Annotated in this window: 17 protein-coding genes, 1 tRNA gene and 1 pseudogene; 12 read left to right on the top strand and 7 right to left on the bottom strand. The window is 53.4% G+C overall.

The window, feature by feature from the left end; genetic code table 11:
- Window positions 1–92 precede the first annotated feature (92 nt).
- The 5 genes from KV190_RS01170 to KV190_RS01190 all read left to right on the top strand — a co-directional run bounded on the left by KV190_RS01170 (window position 93) and on the right by KV190_RS01190 (window position 6,438).
- The gene (locus KV190_RS01170) at window positions 93–1,388 is read left to right on the top strand and encodes a glutamate-5-semialdehyde dehydrogenase (RefSeq protein WP_460194226.1); all 1,296 of its coding nucleotides are present in this window, start codon (window positions 93–95) and stop codon (window positions 1,386–1,388) included.
- Between the two features lie 393 nt (window positions 1,389–1,781).
- Window positions 1,782–4,187, top strand: a complete 2,406-nt coding sequence (ppsA, locus tag KV190_RS01175; protein ID WP_460195193.1) for a phosphoenolpyruvate synthase — start codon at window positions 1,782–1,784, stop codon at window positions 4,185–4,187.
- 107 nt (window positions 4,188–4,294) lie between these two features.
- On the top strand, window positions 4,295–4,975 hold the full coding sequence (locus KV190_RS01180; protein WP_460194227.1) for a HEAT repeat domain-containing protein: 681 nt from the start codon (window positions 4,295–4,297) through the stop codon (window positions 4,973–4,975).
- A 5-nt stretch (window positions 4,976–4,980) separates the two neighbouring features.
- Entirely contained in the window at window positions 4,981–6,084 is a 1,104-nt protein-coding gene (gene cbiD / locus KV190_RS01185; RefSeq protein ID WP_460194228.1) for a cobalt-precorrin-5B (C(1))-methyltransferase CbiD, read from the top strand.
- A gap of 33 nt (window positions 6,085–6,117) precedes the next feature.
- Window positions 6,118–6,438 (top strand): hypothetical protein, encoded by a 321-nt coding sequence (locus tag KV190_RS01190; protein WP_460194229.1) that lies wholly within the window; start codon window positions 6,118–6,120, stop codon window positions 6,436–6,438.
- 34 nt (window positions 6,439–6,472) lie between these two features.
- Here KV190_RS01190 and KV190_RS01195 read toward each other — a convergent pair whose 3' ends face one another.
- A complete protein-coding gene (locus KV190_RS01195; RefSeq protein WP_460194230.1) occupies window positions 6,473–7,180 on the bottom strand; it encodes a class I SAM-dependent methyltransferase in 708 nt (235 codons plus the stop codon).
- Window positions 7,181–7,250: 70 nt separating this feature from the next.
- Here KV190_RS01195 and KV190_RS01200 point away from each other — a divergent pair.
- Window positions 7,251–7,337 (top strand) — tRNA-Ser (locus KV190_RS01200).
- 68 nt (window positions 7,338–7,405) lie between these two features.
- Here KV190_RS01200 and KV190_RS01205 read toward each other — a convergent pair.
- From KV190_RS01205 to KV190_RS01215, 3 genes are all read right to left on the bottom strand, one after another.
- Window positions 7,406–7,843 (bottom strand): peroxiredoxin, encoded by a 438-nt coding sequence (locus KV190_RS01205; RefSeq protein WP_460194231.1) that lies wholly within the window; start codon window positions 7,841–7,843, stop codon window positions 7,406–7,408.
- 72 nt (window positions 7,844–7,915) lie between these two features.
- On the bottom strand, window positions 7,916–8,941 hold the full coding sequence (locus KV190_RS01210) for an ABC transporter permease (protein ID WP_460194232.1): 1,026 nt from the start codon (window positions 8,939–8,941) through the stop codon (window positions 7,916–7,918).
- A gap of 12 nt (window positions 8,942–8,953) precedes the next feature.
- Window positions 8,954–9,181, bottom strand: coding sequence for a hypothetical protein (locus tag KV190_RS01215; protein ID WP_149819916.1), 228 nt, complete (start codon window positions 9,179–9,181; stop codon window positions 8,954–8,956).
- Between the two features lie 122 nt (window positions 9,182–9,303).
- Here KV190_RS01215 and KV190_RS01220 point away from each other — a divergent pair, with 122 nt between their 5' ends.
- Complete coding sequence (locus tag KV190_RS01220; RefSeq protein ID WP_460194233.1) at window positions 9,304–10,149, top strand: tetratricopeptide repeat protein; 846 nt, start codon at window positions 9,304–9,306, stop codon at window positions 10,147–10,149.
- A gap of 4 nt (window positions 10,150–10,153) precedes the next feature.
- Here the strand turns inward: KV190_RS01220 and KV190_RS01225 are convergent, their stop codons facing one another.
- Window positions 10,154–10,693: a peroxiredoxin gene (locus KV190_RS01225; RefSeq protein WP_460194235.1), complete on the bottom strand. Its 540-nt coding sequence runs from the start codon at window positions 10,691–10,693 to the stop codon at window positions 10,154–10,156.
- 102 nt (window positions 10,694–10,795) lie between these two features.
- Here KV190_RS01225 and KV190_RS01230 point away from each other — a divergent pair, with 102 nt between their 5' ends.
- On the top strand, window positions 10,796–13,639 hold the full coding sequence (locus KV190_RS01230) for a UPF0182 family protein (protein ID WP_460194236.1): 2,844 nt from the start codon (window positions 10,796–10,798) through the stop codon (window positions 13,637–13,639).
- Between the two features lie 47 nt (window positions 13,640–13,686).
- On the opposite strand, the pseudogene KV190_RS01235 reads toward KV190_RS01230, so the two are convergent.
- Window positions 13,687–14,902 (bottom strand): annotated as a pseudogene (locus tag KV190_RS01235) (RNA-guided endonuclease InsQ/TnpB family protein).
- 102 nt (window positions 14,903–15,004) lie between these two features.
- Here KV190_RS01235 and KV190_RS01240 point away from each other — a divergent pair.
- The 4 genes from KV190_RS01240 (at window position 15,005) to dnaX (ending at window position 18,958) form a co-directional block, all read left to right on the top strand.
- Window positions 15,005–15,676, top strand: a complete 672-nt coding sequence (locus tag KV190_RS01240; RefSeq protein ID WP_206200455.1) for a DUF1614 domain-containing protein — start codon at window positions 15,005–15,007, stop codon at window positions 15,674–15,676.
- Between the two features lie 69 nt (window positions 15,677–15,745).
- Entirely contained in the window at window positions 15,746–16,198 is a 453-nt protein-coding gene (ndhN, locus tag KV190_RS01245) for a photosynthetic/respiratory NAD(P)H-quinone oxidoreductase subunit N (RefSeq protein WP_250682876.1), read from the top strand.
- A gap of 130 nt (window positions 16,199–16,328) precedes the next feature.
- Window positions 16,329–16,589, top strand: a complete 261-nt coding sequence (locus KV190_RS01250; RefSeq protein WP_460194239.1) for a TM2 domain-containing protein — start codon at window positions 16,329–16,331, stop codon at window positions 16,587–16,589.
- Between the two features lie 137 nt (window positions 16,590–16,726).
- Window positions 16,727–18,958, top strand: a complete 2,232-nt coding sequence (dnaX, locus tag KV190_RS01255; RefSeq protein ID WP_460194240.1) for a DNA polymerase III subunit gamma/tau — start codon at window positions 16,727–16,729, stop codon at window positions 18,956–18,958.
- Window positions 18,959–18,993: 35 nt separating this feature from the next.
- On the opposite strand, the gene KV190_RS01260 is transcribed toward dnaX, so the two are convergent.
- Window positions 18,994–19,362: a DUF309 domain-containing protein gene (locus KV190_RS01260; protein ID WP_460194242.1), complete on the bottom strand. Its 369-nt coding sequence runs from the start codon at window positions 19,360–19,362 to the stop codon at window positions 18,994–18,996.
- Window positions 19,363–19,375: the final 13 nt, after the last annotated feature.

Raw genomic sequence — 19,375 nt, forward strand, 5'->3', positions numbered from 1 at the left:
CTAGGGCAACGCAATTGCCGTTAACCTACCACAAGTGCGGGACAATTTGGCGTACGATCGCCCTTGATACGTCTTTGGAATTGACACCCCCTATGACCGATTCTCCCCTCGTGCAACGGGTCAAAGAAGTTCATGAGCAGGCGCGTCTGTTGGCCACGCTGGATACCGCTGCCCGCAATGATGCCCTAGAACAGGTGGCCTGTGCCCTTGAAGAGGCTCAGGAGGAGATTCTGGCGGCCAATGCTGCCGACTGTGAGCAGGCCAAGGCCAATCAGCTCAATCCCTCTCTCTATGCACGGTTGGAACTGAGTCCCAGTAAACTAGCGGCGGCGATCGCCGGGGTGCGTCAAGTGGCTGCCCTTGCGGATCCTCTGGGTCAGCGCCAACTCCATCGGGAATTGGATACGGAGTTAATTCTCAGTCGCGTCACCTGTCCTTTGGGGGTGCTGGGGGTAATTTTTGAAGCGCGTCCCGATGCCGTCGTGCAGATAGCTGCCTTGGCGATTAAATCGGGGAATGGCGCCATCCTCAAGGGAGGACAGGAGGCCAGTCGCTCTTGCCAAACGATTATGCAGGCCATTCACAGAGGGCTAGAGAAGTCAGCAGTGCCCGCTGGGGCGATCGCCCTACTGATGCGGCGGGCGGAAATTACGGAATTGCTGCAACTGGATCAATGGGTTGATCTGATCATTCCGCGCGGATCCAATGAATTTGTGCGCTATATCCAGAACAACACGCGGATTCCTGTGTTGGGGCACGCCGATGGTCTGTGTCATCTCTATGTGGATGTGGCTGCGGATTTGGAGAAGGCGATCGCCATCACCCTCGACGCCAAAACCCAATACCCGGCTGCCTGTAACGCCATTGAGACGCTCCTTGTCCATCGGGGGATTGCCGAAGCCTTTTTACCGCCAGTGGCTGCTGCCCTTGAGAAAGCAGGGGTGGAATTGCGGGGGGACGCGATCGCCTGTCACCTCGTGCCCATGACCCTTGCCAGTGAAGCCGACTGGGCGACAGAATACTGCGATTTGATCCTCTCCATCAAAGTCGTTCCCGATCTCGATGCCGCCCTGGATCACATTGCCACCTATGGATCGGGGCACACCGAAGCCATTGTTACCGAGGATGCTGCTGCCGCCGCCCGTTTTCTCCAAGAGGTGGATGCCGCTGGCGTTTTTCACAATTGCTCCACTCGCTTTGCCGATGGTTTCCGCTATGGCTTTGGCGCTGAAGTCGGTATCAGTACCCACAAATTACCGCCACGAGGCCCGGTGGGGCTAGAGGGATTAGTGACCTACAAATACCAACTGGTGGGGGATGGCCACATTGTGGCAACCTATAGCGGCGCCAATGCCAAACCCTTTACCCATCGTGATTTGGAATCCTAACGAATTTAAGGGATTGTTAAGCAACAAACAAAGCCAATTTTTCTGTTTCAGAATGGAGATATAGGGCAATCGTGATTTAACCACCGTGCAGATGATGACCTCTGCAAACCTTGCCTATCAAGTCTCCGTTGGAAATGTATTGCGTGCTTTACCCAGTGTCGTAGCAAAGGAGCAGCCTGCGTTTGTCAACGGACAATTCTGACTTGGGAATTGCGTGCAGTTAGGTGATTCACAGATTCACGATAGCAAAGGGAGCCAAAGACACTCAAAACTTTAACGGCTCAAGCACTGCTGTTGCATCCCCAGAGGGACAGCAAACGGCAATTTAATCAATGAAACTTAATGTTTGGGAGCATAACAATGACTCAATCCATCCCTAGACCGACCAGTGAAATGACCCATCGGGAAACAGCGTTTGTTTTAGAACTGAATTCCTTAAGCTGCAAAGACCTGCCACTGGTAGGGGGCAAAAACTCTTCCTTGGGGGAAATGCTCCAACAACTGACGCCCAAAGGGATCAATGTCCCCGATGGTTTTGCGACCACAGCCTATGCCTACCGTTACTTTATCCAAGCGGGCAATCTTGATACCCAACTGCGGCGGCTGCTTGAAGGCCTTGATGTCGAGGACGTAACCGAACTCCACCGTGTGGGTCAGGCAATTCGCTCGCTGATTTTGCACACGCCCTTTCCCCAAGAATTGACGGATGCGATTGCTGCCGCCTACCAAAAAATGTGCGATCGCTATGGCCCGAATACGGACGTGGCGGTTCGCTCCAGTGCCACCGCTGAAGATTTGCCCGATGCTAGCTTTGCGGGTCAGCAGGAAACCTACCTCAATGTGCATGGCCTCAAGGGCGTTCTCGATGCCTGTCATCGCTGCTTTGCCTCGCTCTTTACGGATCGGGCGATCTCCTACCGTCAGATCAAGGGCTTTGACCACTTCAATGTGGCCCTATCGGTGGGGGTGCAAAAAATGGTGCGCTCCGACTTGGCCTGCTCTGGTGTGATGTTCTCCATTGACACGGAAACAGGCTTTAAGGACACAGCGCTGATTACTGCCGCCTATGGCTTGGGCGAAAACGTTGTCCAAGGTGCCGTCAACCCCGATGAATACCTTGTCTTTAAGCCGACGTTGAAGGCGGGCTATAAACCGATCTTGAAAAAAGCCCTCGGCACCAAAGAAATCCGCATGGTCTATGACCTCGGCGGGACGAAGCTCACCCGCAATGAACCCGTGCCTGAGACGCTGCGGAAACAATTTGCCCTTACCGATGAAGAAATTCTCACCCTCGGTCGCTGGGCCTGCATCATTGAGGAGCACTACTCTGCTCTGCGGGGTACCTATACACCGATGGACATCGAGTGGGCAAAAGATGGCATCACGGGTGAACTCTTTATCGTCCAAGCCCGCCCCGAAACCGTCCAATCCCAAAAAGCCACGAACGTCCTACGCAGCTACCATCTCGAAGAAAAAGGGACGCTCCTCGCCACTGGTCGGGCGGTTGGCGAAATGATTGGCCAAGGCCGTGCCCGCGTCATCCTTAATGTCAGCAATATCGATCAATTCCAAGCGGGCGAAGTCTTGGTGACCCACCGCACGGATCCCGACTGGGAGCCAATCATGAAAAAAGCCAGTGCCATTGTCACCGATCAGGGGGGACGCACCTGCCATGCGGCGATTATTGCCCGTGAGTTGGGGATTCCTGCCATTGTCGGTTGTGGCGATGCCACCGAGACGATCCCCAATGGTGTTGAGGTCACCGTTTCCTGCGCTGAAGGGGAAGAGGGGCACGTCTATCAAGGATTGCTACCCTTCCATGTGGAGGAAGTGGCTCTCGAAAATCTGCCGCGAACCCGCACCCAAATCCTGATGAATGTGGGTAACCCAGAGGAAGCCTTTAGCTTGGCGGCAATTCCCAATGATGGGGTGGGGTTGGCACGCATGGAGTTTATTATTGCCAACCATATTCAAGCGCACCCCTTGGCATTGCTCCACTACGATGAGCTAACCGATGAGGTGGCGAAGCTAAAAATTGCCGAGCTGACCCAAAACTACACCGACAAGGCGGAATACTTTGTTGATAAGTTGGCTCAGGGGATTGGGGCGATCGCTGCCGCCTTTTATCCCAAGCCTGTGGTCGTGCGCATGTCGGACTTCAAGAGCAATGAGTATGCCAACCTCTTGGGCGGTCGCCAGTTTGAACCCCACGAAGAAAACCCGATGATTGGCTGGCGGGGCGCTTCCCGTTACTACGACCCCAACTATGCCGAAGGCTTTGCCCTTGAATGCCGCGCCATGAAGAAAGTCCGCGATGAGATGGGTCTGACGAACGTGATTCTGATGATTCCCTTCTGTCGTACGCCGGATGAAGGGCGGCGCGTGCTGGCGGAGATGGCCAAACATGGGCTGAAGCAAGGGGAAAATGGTCTTCAAGTCTATGTGATGTGCGAACTGCCCAGTAATGTGGTGTTGGCGGATGCCTTTGCCGAAGTCTTTGATGGCTTCTCCATTGGCTCCAATGACCTGACGCAACTGACGCTGGGATTGGATCGCGATTCGGCCTTGGTGGCGCACCTGTTTGATGAACGCAATGAAGCGGTCAAGCGCATGGTGGCGCAAGCGATTCAAACAGCGAAGGCCAAGGGGCGCAAAATTGGCATCTGTGGTCAAGCCCCCAGTGACTATCCTGAGTTTGCCCAATTCTTAGTGGCGCAAGGGATTGACTCCATTAGCCTCAACCCCGACTCCGTCCTGAAGACCATGCTGCAAATTGCTGAGGCGGAAAAAGCAGCCTAGAACGCACAACCCAGTAACAACTCCTAAGTTGAGGGCAGGGAATCGAAGCCGCGATCGCTCTGCCCTTTTCTGTGGGTGACGCCAGCGAGTAGGATCAAAGGAATCAGGTGGAGAATATTGGCGTGGACACAGCGGCAATTCAGGAACTCATTACCTCAGCGGATGTGGGCGATCGCCTGCGGGGCATCAATCAACTGCGTAGCCTTGACCCCAATGATGCCTTTACGCTGATTCAACCCCTCAGCCAAGATGAAAATTCCCGTGTCCGCTACGCTGCCGTCAGTCAAATTGCCAGCCTTGGGCACGTTAACCTTGATCAAGCCCATGACCTGTTGCGCGATCGCCTGCTCCATGACAGTGAAACGGATGTCCGTGCGGCCGCAGCAGATGCGATGGCTGCCCTGCAAGTTCCCTTTGCCCTCGAAGATTTAGAAACGGCCTACCACAGTACCAATGATTGGCTGTTGCAGTTTAGTATCATTGCCGCCTTGGGTGCCCTAGGCAATCCTGCCGCCCTTGGGCTGCTCACGGAAGCCCTCAATAGTCCCCAAGAATTGGTGAAATTGGCCGCGATTGGTTCTCTGGGGGAACTGAAACAACCAGAAAGCATTGACCACCTGCGGCAGTTTGTCGAGTATCCCGATTGGCAAGTCCGCCATCGGCTGGCGATCGCCCTTGGCCAAATTGGCACCCCAGAGGTTCGCCCCTTGCTTGAACAATTAACCACTGATTCTGCGGAAGCGGTTGCTGAAGCGGCTCGCACCAGTTTGGCGCAATTGACTACTTAGCACCCGTGGGTTACACGCTACCGGTTTTTGCGACGGCGGCGGCGGTGGCGGCACTGCGTTGCCTCACGGACGGTACCTGTCCTCAGGAAGTCACCCTTGCCCTGCTACGCCCCAATCACTGTGCAACCCTACCCATTGCCCAAGGGGCACCCTTAGATGATCAGCAGGCCTTGGCCATTACCTACAGTGAACCCAGTGACACCCTTGATCTCACCCGCCATACCCCGATCTGGGCTTGGGTGCGCTGGCAAGACCCCGCCACCTCTCCCAAAATTCACATTGAGGGGGGCTTTGGGGTTGGGCGCGATCGCGCCACCGGCGAGGCAGCTATTTACCGTTATGCCCGTCTGTTGTTAACCACGAACCTACTGCTCTATTGCCCCAAAGAGCGGGCGATCGCCGTTACAATTCTGCTGCCCCAAGGGCGAGACTTGGCAGAGCGCACCTCGAATGCGGCTTTTGGCATTGTTGAGGGACTCTCCCTACTGGGAACCACTGCCTTGGCACAACCCCTCACAGCCTCGGAGCAACTGGATCGCTATCGCGAGGACTTAGCCGAGAAGGCCGCCCAATCACCAACCCTTGTCTTTTGCATTGGTGAGAATGGTCTTCATGTGGCGCAACAACTCCAGATTCCCCCTTCCCTTTGCGTGAAAACCGCCAATTGGCTCGGCCCAATGCTGGTGGCAGCCGCACAGCACAAGGTTCAACAGTTGCTCCTCTTGGGTTACCACGGCAAATTAATTAAACTCGCCGGCGGCATTTTCCATACCCATCACCACCTTGCGGATGCTCGCCAAGAAATTCTCACCGCCTTTTGTGCCCTTGCCGGCTTAGACTCAGAGATTCTACAGCAGGTGTGGCAAGCAGCAACGGTTGAGGCTGCCCTCAAATTTTTAGAAACAATGGCTCCCCAAGCCTTACCTGAGATTCTTAGCCACATTGCCCACCGCATTGATGAGCGTGCCATTGCCTATATCCATGCCCATTGTGCCGCGCCCATCGGCCGGTCATTACAGGTAGGCTGTGCCTTGTTTGGGCGCGATCGCCAAATTGTCGCCATCAGCGAGGCAGGAAACCTAATTTTGACAAGGATTAGGCTATACTAAGTGAAAGACTCAATAAAATCTGTACCAGCACTTATGAATACAAACTGCCATGTTCTTGATCGCGAAGAGGTCATTCGTTTTATCCCGAACGAGGATGATAACTCAAGAACAATTTACAGATACCGTAATACCGAAATTACCTATCCAGAAGAATTTCTAAATCTCATTTCTAATGATGCTAGATTGATTCAGCCATTAGTTAGAGGCTGCTCAGCAAGAGTTATGATGCTCGATAAGACGGGTTGGCATAAGGGCAGAGTGCGATTAGAAATTGTATTCTATCCCGATGAGGAAAATCCCAATACCAATGTTAGTGATGATCTGAACATTAACGAATATCTATCTCAAACCTAGGGTTAATCTCATAGAAGCTAAGGAAAGTGATTTGCTAAGGATTGGGGTTTCTAAAGACGGTAAAAGATTGATAGCTAGTATCAATTAAGATATGCTCAAATAGTTCCTCTGCAATCAATCCATCAATGACCTGCTTAACGGGTGAGTTATTATTCCCCTCGGCATCATACCAGCCATAGTAGTCGTGCAAAATAAAGTATCCCCCTGGCCGTAGGTACCACGGTACATAATTGAAGACATCCGCTTTGCACCCTTCGTAACTGTGATCACCATCAATAAAAATGAGATCAACTAAACCGTCAATCGTGACTTCATCGGAGCGGGCATTAATAAACTCAACATAGTTTTCAAGATTTGCTTCAAGAATTAATTCCTCAGCTTCCTTGGTTGGAAATGGATCAATTGAAAGCAGTTGTCGTTTTTTCGGTGCTTCAAATTCGTTGTAATTGATGTCAGGTCGCTGCTTATGTTGTTGCGGTTCTTGCCAGCCAATATCAATGAATCGTAGCGCACTTGCTAGACAGAGAGTTGAAAATCCCTTAAAGCGGCCAATTTCAATGATGCGAGTCGCACGAATACTCACCGCTAGAGAAAAAAGTGTCATCCCCAACCCCAGTTCTGAGCCACCAGCAACAAGCGCCTTCCGCATCAAGCCAAAAAAATCACCAAAATAGCCGTCCATTCTGTTCTGGTTATGGGCTAAGGCTTCTGTTGTCATTAAGTACTCTGGACTAAAACTCATAGGAGTATTTCCGGCAGCGACTCTTTGTGGCTTTACCTTATCCTAGCTGAGGTTACAATATAGAATGCTGGGAGAGATGGCAGAGTGGTCGAATGCGCTCGACTTGAAATCGAGTGTGGCAGTGATGTCACCGAGGGTTCGAATCCCTCTCTCTCCGTTTAATCAACAAAAAGGCAGCCAGAACTTCTCCAGCCGCCTGACCCAATGATGACTTTTTAGAGTGACCTACAAGCCGAGATCCGCCAAAATGTCGGTGGCGTGGGTATCGGTTTTGACGCTGGTATAGACATGGGAAATGATGCCATTGCCGTCAATCACATAGGTGACTCGCTTGGCGTAGCCGCCGCCATCCACATCGTAGGCTCTGATAATGGACTGATCCACATCCGCCAGCAGTGGGAAGGGAAGGTTGAATTTCTCAGTGAATTTTTGGTGCGAGGTTTCGTCATCAGCGCTCACCCCCAGAACCACAATATCTTTGCCCTGATAGGCGGCATAGTTGTCACGGAAGCTACAGGCCTCTTTGGTGCAGCCGGGGGTGTCATCCTTGGGGTAAAAGTACAGCACCACCGTTTTGCCTGCAAAGTCACTAAGGGAGACGGTATTGCCATGGGTGTCTTTGGCAGTAAAGGGCGGTGCGGGTGTACCAACGGCTAGAGCCATGATGCATAACCTCCTAACGTTAAGATTTGTTACGTTGTTTCGTTTTTTATTCTATCGGCAGGCGCCAAAAAGTTAGTAGTGGATGCGGGGGTCAATCCAAGCATTGAGCAAGTCAATGAGAATACTGGCGGCGACCACAATCACGGCAAAGAAAACCACAATGCCCTGTACGGTTGGATAGTCCCGCAGCGCGATCGCCTCGTAGAGTCGCTGACCCAACCCCGGCCAAGAGAACGTCACCTCTGTCAACACGGCTCCCCCCAAGAGGCTCGCAAGGGTCAGACCCAAAACCGTGATCACCGGAATCAAGGCATTCTTGAGGGCATGGTGGATGAGAATCCGATGCTCAGGGATACCACGGGCACGGGCGGCTTCCACATAATCTGCTACTAAGGTTTGCTTGAGATTCACCCGCACAATGCGCTCAAAGATACCACTGAGGACGATCGCCAACGTCACCGCAGGCAGGAGCAAGTAACTGAAAGCAGTTCCCAGTTGGTGGAGATTGCCATTCAGGAGCGCATCCAGCAGATACAGCCCTGTGGGACCTTGGGGGGGTGTTTCCGTGATCGGGTAGCGAGTGCCCAAGGGAAGCCAACGCAAATTCACCGCAAAGAGCAGTTGCAAAAGCATCCCCAACCAAAAGAGGGGCAAGGCATAGGTGATGATGCCAAAGAGACGCCCTCCGATATCCCAAGCAGTGCCAGATTTCACCGCAGCCAGACTGCCAATAAGCACCCCTAAACCAAAGGCGATCGCCAGACTCGCAAGGCCTAATTCTGCCGTTGCAGGAAAATGCTTGGCAATGATACTCGTGACTGCTTCCCCTTGACTGGTGAGGGAGGTTCCCAGATCAAATCGCAGGAGTTGCCCTAAGTAAGCCCAGTATTGCTGCCACAGGGGTTGAGCCAAGCCCAATTGTTCTCGCAAGGCCTCTTTGACAGCCGCCGGGGCACGGGGACCTAAAATCGCATCCACGGGATCCCCCGGTGTGGCTCGCAACAGCAAAAAGACGACGGTGACAATCGTCCACAGCATCAGCGGCGCAAGTAAAAGCCGCAGGAGCAGGTACCCCTGCAATGCACGCAGACGAGACATGAATTGCTCGAGTTATTCTTGGGGTGGGTTCGCCGCGCGCTGGCGATCGCGCTCAATCGAGGCCAAAAGACGTTTAGGATAGCTATCCGCTGCGATTTGCAGAATTTGATCGAGGGGCGTATCATTCATAAACTTGGTGGCGGCAGCAATGTACTCGCGGTTGGGACAGCGATCGCCAAGGACACAGCCATTGACACAGGCCTCTGCACAATTAATGGTTTCTGGCGTTAGTTCGCTCATGGCAGCTCTCCGAGGAATCCTTCAAATTTTAACAAGGGGAAGCCACCTGAAAATTGGCAATGATTGCCCTACCCCCTAGGCTAGAATCGTACTGGCAAGGCAAACGTTGGGCAGGAGGCAGAATGCGCAAGAAATGGATCACTCTTTTAGTGTTGGTGTTGGGGATGATTCCCTTCATCGCCATTTCCGTCATGCCTCTGCTCACTAGTGCCTTTACGTCACCCCAAGCCACCCCTAGCCCTGTGGCCAGTCCCCCTGCTGGGGATAAAGTTGCAGAACTGCAAGCCCAAGAAAAGGGCTATCAACTGGTGCTAGAGCGTGAACCCAACAATGCCACGGCACTAGAAGGCTTGGTGCTGGCTCGGCTGCAACTGATTCAACTGGGCAAAGGCGAAATTGCCAGCGTCATTGACCCCTTGCGGCGGTTAGCGGCTCAGCGACCCGAACAAACAGACTATGCCATTCTCCTAGGGCAAGCGCAACAACAAACGGGCGATCGCGAGGGGGCTGCCCAAACCTTTCAGGGGGTTCTTGCTAAATCTCCGGGGAACCTCAATGCCCTGCGGGGTCTCGTGGATCTCTACCTCAAGGAAAATCGTCCCCAAGCGGCTATTGGTTTGATTGAAGAGACCCTCCAAGGGGCAGAGCAAGCCAACAAAGTCCAACCGGGGAGCGTCGATGTCACGGCGGTACAACTCCTCCTTGGCGATGTCTATATGGCGCAAAAACGCTATGATGAGGCGCTGACCCTCTTCCAAAATCTGGGCAAAGAAAACCCCAACGATTTTCGCCCGGTGCTTGCCCAAGCGATGGCACTGACGGAACAGGGGAAAAAGACTGAGGCGGCGTCCCTCTATGCCAAAGCCGTGGAATTAGCCCCCGCCAAGTATAAAGATGCCATTCAGCAGGCGGCACAGCAGGTGCAAAATGAATCTCCAGCAACCCCTGAACCCTCACCGCAGCAATAGAGGCCTAAACTTGCTGTTGCAGTTCCTCTAGGCGAGCCAGTACCTCCTGACTGTGGATCGCGGGATTCACTTTGACATAATGCTCCCGCAGGATGCCCTCAGGATCAATGATGAAACTGTGGCGCAGCGAGACAAACCCCAACCACGAGCCATAGGCCTTGCTGACTTGGCCATCAGGGTCAGAGAGGAGGGGAAAGGTCAAGCCTTCACTGTCACAGAAATCTTCGTGGGAGTCCACGGAGTCGGCACTGACGCCAATCACTTCAGCATTGTGGGCATGAAATTGCTCAATATCCCGCTGAAAGCGTTGGGCTTCGAGGGTACAGCCAGAGGTAAAGTCCTTGGGGTAAAAGTACAGCACTACCCACTTGCCGCGATAATCCTTCAGGGAAATGGGCTGACCATCGACACTGCTAGGAAGAGAAAAGTCAGGTGCTGGGGCATTGAGGGGCGGCAATTCACCCCCGAGCGCCCAACTGGGGGCTGATGAACCCAGAAACAGAATCAAACTCAAAAGGGCAACAAGTATTGAACGCAAGAACATGGCTAAATCGCTAAACTGGCCTTAGGAAAGCATCTAGCTGCACTGTACCGTAGTTTTAACGATTTTTCGAGGTTGATGCCGTCGCTCTCCGTTGTACAGTTGATGCCCCGTTGGTTGCGCTGGCTTTCTGGCCTAGTGCTGGCGATCGCCCTTGGGGTGGGGTTGTGCCGCTTAATTGCCGAAAGCCTTTGGTTTGATCAACTGGGCTATTTGACGGTGGTCTGGCAGCGCTGGAGTGTCCAAGCTTTACTGTTTCTAGCGGTTGCGGGGGCATCGGCACTGTTCTATGGTTGGCAGCAACACTGGCTCCTGCGGCAACGCACCGTGACCCTCGATCCTACCCTGACCGCCCAGAGTACCTATCGGGGGCTAGGGTTATGGCGGCTTTTGTTGTGTGCCGGCGGTTTAACTTGGCTGCTGATTGTTGCTACTTATCACATTGGGGCGATCGCCTTCCAACTCTGGCAACAGCGCTCAGAAATTACCTTTAACAGCCCTCTGCTGCCACAATTGAGTGTTTGGCGGGTGGCGGAGTTATCCCTGCAAATGGTGCAGAATCCTTGGCTATTAGTGCCGAGTTTGGCGGCATCGGTACTGGGGCTGTGGTTGCCCGTGCGCCTCTTTCAGGGATTGGGCATTCTCTTAAGCCTTACTATGGGGGCGATCGCCAGTCTCAGTTGGTCAGTGGTTCTCAAGGGACTGTTTGCCGCCAGTGATCCCCATACCGAACCGCTATTTCACCATTCCATTAGCTTTTACCTGTTTGAAATCCCCCTGTGGGAACTGTTGCGCCTATGGTTGGTGAACCTCAGTGTTGTTGGCTTAGGGGGAACGGCCTTGGGTTATCTCCTTGCCAATGAAAGTCTCAGTCATGGCAAATTCCTCGGCTTCGTGCGATCGCAACGGCGGCATTTACAGGGCTTAAGTGCCTTTGTCTTTGCCACAGTGGCCTTTAGCTTCTGGCTAGAGCGCTATAAGCTTCTTTATTCCACCAATGGGGCTGCCTTTGGCGCAGGCTATACCGATGTCACCGTGCGCTTACCCCTCTATGGTTGGCTCTCAGCCTCGGCCTTTGGCGTTGCCTGTTTACTGGCTTGGTCAGCAATTCGACGGGGCGGCGAAGGGCAGCGGCGCTTAGGACCGATCGCCCCCGGCCTCTTTGGCTTTACATTGGGCTATCTGGTGGTCATCCTGATTGCCGATTGGCTCCTGCCCACAGCCATTGAAGCAGCCATTGTTCAACCCAACCAACTGCAACGGGAACTGCCCTACATTCAACGCACCATTACCCACACCCGCGAAGGCTTTAACCTTGAAAAAATGCGGGTCGAACCCTTTCAGCCGGAAAATAACCTCAACGCCGAGATCATTGCTGCCAATGCGGCTACCACCCGTAACATTCGCCTTTGGGATACCCGTCCCCTTCTCGAAACCAACCGCCAACTGCAACAACTGCGCTCCTACTATCGGTTTCCAGCGGCCTTTTTGGATCGCTACTATCTGAAACTGGATCCTGAGCAAGACCAATCAGAAATTCGCCAAGTTCTCATTGCCGCTCGCGAAGTGGACTACAGTGCAGTTCAGCGGTTTGCCCGCAGTTGGATTAATGAGCATCTCGTGTTTACCCACGGCTATGGCTTCACCATGAGTCCCGTGAATACCGCCGAAGCCAATGGTCTGCCCAAGTACTTTGTTCGTGATATTGGCGATACGGGTGAGCTACTGGTCAATCCCCCCGAGATTCGCGAGAGTATTCCCTTTTTCTACCCGCGGATCTACTACGGTGAACTCACCAATACCTATATCTTTGCCCCTTCCGATGTCCCAGAACTGGATTTTCCCCGCGGGGCTGAAAATGTCTATAACCACTACGACGGCACTGGCGGCGTACCCATTGCTAGTTGGTGGCGACGCTTGGTCTATAGCGTCTATTTCCGGGATTGGCAACTCCTGTTGACCCCCAACTTGCGACCAGATTCACGGGTGCTCTTTCGGCGATTGATTCAGGATCGCGTGCGGGCGATCGCCCCCTTCCTGCGCTTTGACAGTGAACCCTATCTTGTCGTCGCTGATCCACGCTCTGAACACGACATTGCGACTAGCCCGAGCACTGCGGGGGTTAGCTATCTCTACTGGATTATTGATGCCTATACTGTCAGTCGCTACTACCCCTACGGCGATCCGGGGGAGCACTCGTTTAACTACATTCGCAACTCCGTCAAAGTGGTGGTGGACGCCTATAACGGCGATGTCACCTTCTATGTGGTGGAACCCGACGATGTCATGATTCGCACGTGGCAGCGGATCTTCCCAACCCTCTTTCATCCCCTGAGTGCCATGCCCCACCGCCTCTATCGCCACATTCGTTATCCCATTGATCTATTGCAAGTGCAGTCCGAGCAGCTCCTGAAATACCACATGACAGATCCCGTGGTGTTTTACAACCGCGAAGACCTCTGGCAAATTCCCAAGGAGATCTACCGCGAAAAACCCCAAGCCGTTGCCCCCTACTACCTCATTACCAAACTGCCCATTGGCTACACCGAGGAGTTTATTCTGCTGGTCCCCTTTACACCCGTGAATCGTCCCAACCTCATTGGTTGGCTGGCGGCTCGCTCCGATGGCCAAAACTATGGCAAGCTCCTGCTCTACGTCTTTCCCAAGCAAGAATTGGTCTTTGGCCCTGAGCAAATGGAGGCGCGGATCAATCAAGACCCCGTCATTTCGCAGCAAATTTCCCTCTGGAATCGCCAAGGGTCAAGATCCGTGCAGGGCAATCTCCTCATTATCCCCATCGAGCGATCGCTCCTCTACGTCGAACCCATTTACCTCGAAGCCGATCAAAATCAACTACCCACCTTGGCACGGGTCATCGTCATGGACAACCAGCGGATTGTGATGGCACCCACCCTCGAAGAAGCCCTCAAACAACTCTTTCCCCAATAGGTAAAGTCCTGAAATTTTTCTTGACGACTCCCCGACCTTATGCGGATTCAGGAGATAAAGATTCTCCTTGGGGCCGCCAAAACCCTTCTAGACACTCTGGCAAAGCCTTCGTGCTTACTTTTCCTGCCAATGTTCCAAGCCCCGTTGCAGTCCGCGTTCACCAGTTGATTCTCAGCCGACCGATACAAGCCATGCTTCACCCGCTGGCCAGAGAATTGGTATTCTCTCGGGTTATCCGCATCGTAAATCGGTAGCTCCTCACCATCTATCGCCGAGGCCTTGCTCGTGTAGGACTCTTCCTGCTCGATGTATCGGATACCGTAGCGTTCACACAGGGACATCAATTTCACTCTGAGTGAGTGAAACGGAATTTGCACAAAGTTCTGGTTGTTGCGACTGCCGAGGTTGATCCCCTGTTTCCAACCCACATTGACCCCCACAATCAAGGTGCCAATCTGAAATTGCAGGCAGTGCTCAATCATCCTTTGAGCCACTTTGTTCAGGTAATCCCTGACCCTGTGATTGCGCTGCTGCAAGAGTCGCCCCTGCTGACGGGTCAGGCCTTGGATGCCTTGCTGATCCTTGATGGATTGATACTTGGCGTTTTGCTTGTTGTACCACTGGTTGATGCTTTTCAGTTGCTTGCCGTCCATCAAAAAGGACGCCCCACTCGTCGTCACGCAAGCCGCAAGGTTATCTAGCCCCAAATCGACGACCATTGCCCTCGATGGGTCAACTTCAGTAGTTTCTGGCTCCTGCTCAACCACAAATTCCACCTCAAACCATTGGGCATTGCAGCGCGGGATGATCCTCACCTTTTTCAGGGAAGGGGAGACGAACAGCACCGAATGCCTTCTTAAACTGCCTCGACATCGGAATCTGGAAGTATCCATCCTTCACTTTAATGCGCGGCATGATCAGCGGGAAGTAGCCATCTTTCTTCAGATAGCGGGGCAACCTCACCTGCCTGTACAGCCCTTGCTGAGCCTTGTTGAGCAAGCGGAAAAACGACCTGAAGGCTCTGTCCACTGCTTTGAGGGTTTGCTGAGCGATGTCGGTATTCAGTAGCGCATAGTTTTCGTTCTCCTTGCAGGCGTGGTAGTTGGCTTCATAACGGAGGTACTGATGTTTTTCAAAGAAAAACTGCCCGACGAAATAAAGCCCTACGTTGTAGAGATTTTTGGTCAGTCTGCACAGGGCGCGTAAGGCAGCAAATTCCTGCCGACTCAAACCCCGGATTTGGTTCTTCTGAGTGACATACATTTTGTGCTCTCCGCAACACCCTATATTGTAGAGAATAGGAAAGACTTCGATTGGCGGCTATCCCTCCCTGCCCTAAAGTGCAGGATTTCTCGGAGGTCTTTGATGATTTATCTGCCGGTTACTGCCCTGCTCTTTGTGCTGCTGTTGCTGTCGCTGCCTTTTCTTTGGCTAGCGATCGCCCTCGATGCCGTACAAGTGGCCGTTGCCAAGTTGGGCTTTTCACCCACTGCTGCCTCAGTGCTACTGCTGCTGGTGATTCTCGGCAGCACGATTAATATCCCCCTCTACGAGCGGGTCTCCACGGTGGCCATTGTTCCCGACTTTGAAGAACTCTGGTTAAGTCGGTTTTGGGGCATTCCCCTGCGCAAAATTGAGCAAAAGACGATTGTGGCGCTGAATGTGGGGGGCGGCCTGATCCCGACGGTGCTGGCGCTCTATCAATTTACCCGCGTCAGTCCCTTGGCGATTCTCTTGGTGACGGCAATTGTGGCCGCTGTCAGTTACTACTCTGCTCAGGTGGTACCGGGGATTGGTATTCAAATGAATGCCTTGGTCGCGCCCCTGACGGCAGCAATGACAGCTATTTTGATTTCTGGGGGCGTAGCGGCGGCACCCATAGCCTTTGCTGGCGGTGTGCTGGGAACATTGATTGGTGCAGATTTACTCCACCTACGGGAAATTGAGCGGATGTCGGCGGGGGTGCTGAGTATTGGTGGTGCCGGTGTCTTTGATGGAATTGCCTTATGTGGGTTATTTGCACTGCTATTAACTTAGGCATACCCGCAGTAGGAATGACCATGATAAAGTGCTGGATGGAATGCTAAAACCTGTGAGAAAGGATCTATGGGTCTGCTGGCTGGCTATCAATTTGTCAAAGATTTAGAATCCGCTGGGGCATTGGCACTCTTTGTTCCCCCAGAAGGCGGTTTTGAGGGTCGTTATCAACGGCGACTGCGTTCCAAGGGCTATACCACCTTGCACATGAGCGCACCGGGCTTGGGGGATTTAGCAGCCTACCTGACCCAAGAGCACGGGATTCGTCCGGCGCACACGGGCAAAGAAGACATTCGCGTTTATTTCCAGCCGCCCTTAGTGACCTACCACTTGGAAAACCTGCCCCCCAATGCCAAGGGACTGGTGCTCTGGCTGATTGATGGTAAGCGGCTCTCAAGACAAGAATTTGCCTATTTGGCACAGTTGACCCAGACCCTACCGAAGTTCAAAGTGGTGGTGGAAGTGGGGGGCGATCGCTATGTGCGCTGGGAACCTCTTGCCGATTGGGTCGCTGCCGCTTAAGACCAGACACGTCTTGCGTCAATCAACAAACTGCCTACTGACCCCTTGACAGTCCCCCTTAAACCCTGAAGGATATAGGCCAAGAGGGCGCGATCGCGCTGTATCAAAAATAACCATTGGGGAAGGGACGATGACTTCAAATTCCGATATTTCAGGGAAGAAAATTGCAGCCGGCATCTGCGGTATCCTCTTGGGTGCCCTTGGCATTCACAAATTTGTGCTGGGCTACAACACTGAGGGCTTGATCATGCTGTTGGTGAGCCTTTTGACCTGCGGTTTGGTTGCCCCTGTCATGGGTATCATTGGCCTGATTGAGGGCATTATCTATCTCACCAAGAGTGATGAAGAGTTTTACAGAACCTACGTTGCTGGCAAAAAAGGCTGGTTCTAGGGGCTAGGGCTGATTTCATCGGGGGAGACTGAGGGGCGATCGCTTACAGCGAGCCTATGGCTATCGTCGGCCTGTTAGAATAACATGCGCGGCATTTACCCACCAGCGTCTTCTGGCATATCCATTGCAGCCCAGCAGTGACCTACGAACCCCTGCATCACAAATATCGTCCCCAACGCTTTGCAGATCTAGTGGGTCAAGGGGCGATCGCCACCACACTTACCCAAGCTCTACTCAAGGAGCGCATTGCCCCCGCCTATCTCTTTTGTGGTCCGCGAGGCACGGGTAAGACCTCTAGTGCCCGCATTTTGGCCAAGTCTCTCAACTGCCTGAAGAGTCCCAAGCCTACCCCCGACCCCTGTGGCCAGTGCGAAGTTTGTCGGCAGGTGGCCAATGGCACCAGTTTAGATGTGATTGAAATTGATGCGGCTAGCCACACCGGGGTGGACAACATTCGCGAACTGATTGAGAAGGCACAATTTGCCCCAGTACAGTGTCGCTACAAAGTTTATGTGATTGACGAATGCCTCACGGGTGATTCCCTCGTGCTGACCCAAGATGGGCTGATGAGGATTGATGATCCAGCGCTTAGGGGCAAGCAGGTGCTCAGCTATAACGAGCAAAGTGGCCGATGGGAGTTCAAGCGAATTGTCCGTTGGCTTGACCAAGGCACCCGCGATGTCTTGGAAATTCAGACGACCCATCGTAGGATCAGGTGTACTGAAAATCACCTAATTAGGACGGATCGGGGATGGATAGCCGCAAGGGACATCACAGTAGGAAGCCGAATCTTGTCCCCTGCGCCTGTGGATGCGGCACCCTTGTCCCCGCAATGGAATACAAGTTTGGAGACGGTCGTATCTGTAACCCCCGCTGGAGCTGAGCCAGTTTATGACATTGAGGTGGAAGATAACCACAACTTTGTTGCCAATGGGCTATTGGTGCATAACTGCCACATGCTCAGTGTGTCGGCTTTCAATGCCCTACTTAAAACCCTAGAGGAACCGCCGCCCCATGTGGTCTTTGTCCTTGCCACCACGGATCCGCAGCGAGTCCTGCCAACGATTATTTCTCGCTGTCAGCGCTTTGATTTTCGGCGGATTCCCCTAGGGGAGATGGTTGCCCACCTTCAGCACATTGCTGACAAGGAGCACATTGATATTGAGCCTGAGGCTTTGACGCTGGTGGCGCAATTGTCCCAAGGGGGACTGCGGGATGCTGAAAGTTTGCTGGACCAGTTGAGCTTATATCCTGAACGGATCACCGTAGAACACGTATGGCAACTGGCCGGGGCAGTACCAGAACAGGATCTGCGGCAATTGTTGGGGGCGATCGCCCGTCGGGATGCGGTGGCCGTTCTTGAGCACACCCGCCAATTACTGGAACGGGGTCGCGATCCGCTGACGATTCTGCAAAACCTGGCTAGTCTCTATCGGGATCTGCTCTTGGCGAAAACCGTCCCTGAACGGCAGGACTTGGTAGCCCTGACAGCGGAAACTTGGCAGGCGTTGATTGGCTTTGCTGAGGGATGGTCCGTTGAGGAGATTCTGCACGCCCAACAACATCTGCGCACCTGTGAAAGCCAAATCAAACAGAGTAATCAACCCCGCCTCTGGTTGGAAATTAGCATTCTGGGGCTGATGACGGAGACGGCACCCCAATCCCCTGTGCCCAATGTAACGCCTACTGCCACTCCGAAACTTACGATTGTCTCGCCCCCTAGAACTGAACCCCCAGCCATTGCGGCACCCCCCAAGGAGTCAGAGTCACCACTCAAACACGTTCAAATTAAAGACACGAAAGATACGGTTGCTCCAGCTCCTGAACCCAAGCCAACCCCTGCACCGCGCGCAGACAATACCGAACCCGTGTGGGAACAGGCACTACAGGTCTTGCAGCAGATGCAAATGAGCACCTATGCTCTGCTCTCGCAACATGGTCACCTGCAACAAATTAGCGATCGCGAGGTGCACATCGGCATTGTTAATCAAACACTGTTAAATCTGACGAAGAATAACCAAGCCAAAATCGAGGCCGCCTTTTCCCAAGTTCTAGGCCGCCGCATCAAAGTCGCCTTTGAGATTGCTCCCCTGCCCCACAAAACCACGCCGGCGCCAAAAGCCAAGGAGCCGCCGCAATCCGCTGTTGTCGTTCCCTTTCGGCCACGGGAAGAACCACCGCCACCCCCAGTAGAACCAACCCCTGCTCCACCGCCACCCCCTCTCACTACTGCCCCGGATCCTGTGCGTGAATCCGCCGAAAAACTGGCACGCTTCTTTAACGGGGTGGTTATTCGCTTACCCGATGAGGGGGAAAGTCCAGACACCCCAATTGCTGAAGCGTCTGAAGAGGATGAGCTGGAGTTTTAGAGTGCTGTTGTAGGCGTCCCATGCTTCTAGTGATGCTAGGCCTGATGATCTATCGGTTGGGAAACGGCAAGATGCAATTGAATTTTTGGCTCTGCGTCAAGGGGGGTCTGAAGCTGCGCTTGTAACTCCGTCACTGCCGTCAAAAAGGTTGCCAAGTCTAGGCCACAACAGTCTGGATCACACTGCTCAAGGCGACGCCGCCCTTCCCCCAACAGCAAAACTGCCCCCCGCTGGTTGCCCCGACTCAGGTGATAGCAGGCCACGGCAATTTGTAGCAGGCCTTGGTAAAACGTGCGCTCAGGTTCACTGGCCTCTAACCAGAGAGCTTCGAGGGTGTCATGGCAGGCATAGAATTCGCCACTGTTGAATTGAGTGATGGCTAGGGCAAGCTCCGGACGCATCATTGATTGGGAAAGC

This window comes from Thermosynechococcus sp. FA-CM-4201 (assembly GCF_054689355.1).

What these genes read in the sequence shown, in the direction of transcription:
- KV190_RS01170 (WP_460194226.1), top strand. Translation starts at nt 93, where the DNA reads ATGACCGATTCTCCCCTCGTGCAACGGGTCAAAGAAGTTCATGAGCAG.
- ppsA (WP_460195193.1), top strand. Translation starts at nt 1,782, where the DNA reads ATGACCCATCGGGAAACAGCGTTTGTTTTAGAACTGAATTCCTTAAGC.
- KV190_RS01190 (WP_460194229.1), top strand. Translation starts at nt 6,118, where the DNA reads ATGAATACAAACTGCCATGTTCTTGATCGCGAAGAGGTCATTCGTTTT.
- KV190_RS01195 (WP_460194230.1), bottom strand. Translation starts at nt 7,180, where the DNA reads ATGAGTTTTAGTCCAGAGTACTTAATGACAACAGAAGCCTTAGCCCAT.
- KV190_RS01205 (WP_460194231.1), bottom strand. Translation starts at nt 7,843, where the DNA reads ATGGCTCTAGCCGTTGGTACACCCGCACCGCCCTTTACTGCCAAAGAC.
- KV190_RS01210 (WP_460194232.1), bottom strand. Translation starts at nt 8,941, where the DNA reads ATGTCTCGTCTGCGTGCATTGCAGGGGTACCTGCTCCTGCGGCTTTTA.
- KV190_RS01215 (WP_149819916.1), bottom strand. Translation starts at nt 9,181, where the DNA reads ATGAGCGAACTAACGCCAGAAACCATTAATTGTGCAGAGGCCTGTGTC.
- KV190_RS01220 (WP_460194233.1), top strand. Translation starts at nt 9,304, where the DNA reads ATGCGCAAGAAATGGATCACTCTTTTAGTGTTGGTGTTGGGGATGATT.
- KV190_RS01225 (WP_460194235.1), bottom strand. Translation starts at nt 10,693, where the DNA reads ATGTTCTTGCGTTCAATACTTGTTGCCCTTTTGAGTTTGATTCTGTTT.
- KV190_RS01230 (WP_460194236.1), top strand. Translation starts at nt 10,796, where the DNA reads ATGCCCCGTTGGTTGCGCTGGCTTTCTGGCCTAGTGCTGGCGATCGCC.
- KV190_RS01240 (WP_206200455.1), top strand. Translation starts at nt 15,005, where the DNA reads ATGATTTATCTGCCGGTTACTGCCCTGCTCTTTGTGCTGCTGTTGCTG.
- ndhN (WP_250682876.1), top strand. Translation starts at nt 15,746, where the DNA reads ATGGGTCTGCTGGCTGGCTATCAATTTGTCAAAGATTTAGAATCCGCT.
- KV190_RS01250 (WP_460194239.1), top strand. Translation starts at nt 16,329, where the DNA reads ATGACTTCAAATTCCGATATTTCAGGGAAGAAAATTGCAGCCGGCATC.
- KV190_RS01260 (WP_460194242.1), bottom strand. Translation starts at nt 19,362, where the DNA reads ATGATGCGTCCGGAGCTTGCCCTAGCCATCACTCAATTCAACAGTGGC.